At 56.7% G+C, this 2,053-nt stretch carries 1 protein-coding gene; it reads right to left on the reverse strand.

Going from position 1 to position 2,053, the window contains the following annotated elements; translation table 11 throughout:
• Window positions 1-61 precede the first annotated feature (61 nt).
• On the reverse strand, window positions 62-1,045 hold the full coding sequence (locus PG897_RS22435) for an IS481 family transposase (RefSeq protein WP_333563751.1): 984 nt from the start codon (window positions 1,043-1,045) through the stop codon (window positions 62-64).
• Window positions 1,046-2,053: the final 1,008 nt, after the last annotated feature.

The following is a 2,053-nucleotide window of genomic DNA, read 5'->3' on the forward strand; positions in this document are numbered from 1 at the left end:
AAGGGTACCACCAATCAGCAGTTGGCCACCTCTCGCCATTCATCCATGAGTGTCGCACTTATTATCTGAATTCCCGTCCTTCCATCATCCTGCCCTGATGTGGTCGCTGGTTGTTGTAGTGCTCCAGATAGCTATCCAGGTCTGTCTGCATCTGCTCCACCGACTCATACCAGGTTGTCCTCCCTTTGATACGGAAGTGTTCATCCAACAAGGTTCGATGCAACCGTTCGATAAAGCCGTTGCTCTGTGGCCTGCGTACCTTGGTGGTCCGGTGCTCAATCCCCTCCAGTTGCAGGAACAGCTCGTAGGGATGATGGTCAGGGCGCCCGCAGAACTCGCGCCCATTGTCCGACAAGATGGTATAGACCCGTGCCTCATGGGCTTCGAAGAACGGCAGCACCGTTTCGTTGAGTACATGGACCGACGTCACCGGCAGCTTACTGGTGTAGAGCCGTCCCCAGGCGTGGCGGCTGTAGCAATCGAGCACGGTTTGCAGATACACCTTGCCCACCCCCTTGAGTGCACCGACGAAGAAGGTGTCGACCGCCACCAGTTCCCCGGTGTAGTGGACCTCTATCTGGCGTTCGCGGAACTCGGGGCTGAAGCGCTCGAGCAGGCGAATTTGCTCGTCATTGAGCTCAATCGTCTGCTCCCTATGGGTTTTCTCGAGGCGCAACAAGCGGTCATGTTTGGAGAGCAAATCGTGACGTTGCCACACGCCACGCACACCGCCCGCACTGACGTTGATGCCTTGCAGAGCGAGTTCTTGCGCGACCCGCAGCGGGCCATGGGTTGGTCTGGTGAGAGAGTAAGCGAGGATGGCCTGTTCAATCTCGGGAGCGACCCGGTTGGGATGCGCCCCTTTACAGCCGGGGAGTTTGTCGAGCAAGCCCTCGGCGCCATAGGTCTGGTAGTTACGGCGGATCTCGTAGAACTGCTGGCGGCTGTAGCCGATGAGCTTACAGGCTTTGCTGACGTTATTGAGCTCTTTGGCGAGCTCTAGCAGGCTGAGTTTACGACGTGCTACTTTCTCGTTGGTGGTCATACGGTGACTCCGGATAACACGGTAGGGGTACCGTTTTGTTATCCGGTTTGAAGCCGTATGACCACTCCCTTTTGTGGGCAACTGTCAGGTGAATACCATCTCCATACATACGGTTTTTATTTCTATTCCCCAAACACTTTTTCTCTCAAGCCAAAACCCTATTTCCCCACCCCTTGTACAGCTCTCCCCTTTCGGCTGAAAAGGCGGTCAACATGCACGCTAAAGCCACGGGCGGGCACGTATTGGTTCCCCCTGCAAACCGCCGAGTCGAGTTCAACGGGTCAGGAGCGCCATCAGGGATGATGGCGCAGCCGCAACCGACATAGGGGCCAAATCGGATCAGGGCGAGCACTGCTCGACCCCGATTTGGCGCGAGAACAAGGATGTTCGAAGCGGGCTTTGGCCGAAGCCATGGATGGCGTAGACCAAAGTGCCGTCTGCGGCGCTCCGTCCGACCCGTTGGACGAGAGGAGGGAACCCGCGAAGCGGGCGGTTTGCCGGGGGGAAGACTTTTGGTGTTATTTGCCAAAGAGAGCGGTCTTTCCAAAGTCACTCGCCAAGCCGCGTAGCGGTGGCGAAACCTCTTCGAGGGCAGTGCCCTCGCGTCCTGCATGGCGAAGCCATGCCATTAAGCCGTGGGACAACATTCAGCCGAGGAATGACGTTAGCCCCCTAACCCTCTCCCGCAAGGGGAGAGGGGAGCTGATCCTGCATGGCGAAACAATGCCATTAAGGCGTGGGACGACATTCAGCCGAGGAATGACGTTAGCTCCCCTCACCCTAACCCTCTCCCCCAAGGGGAGAGGGGATCAGAGCGCAGGCCACCGAGGCTAAACAGAGCGCAGAGGCTTAAGAGGTGTCGAGGGAAAAGGCACAAACAAAAACCGCAGCCCCAAGGCTGCGGTTTTTTTATTGGGTCAACCTGTTGGCATGGTAATCCCCCCGAAAAACTGAGGTGCTCATAAGTAGAATTTTCTCGTATCTTGAACGCAGGAGGTTCTACATGAA

This window comes from Aeromonas sp. QDB20, assembly GCF_027707805.1.
In the GTDB taxonomy this organism is placed as follows: domain Bacteria; phylum Pseudomonadota; class Gammaproteobacteria; order Enterobacterales; family Aeromonadaceae; genus Aeromonas; species Aeromonas dhakensis.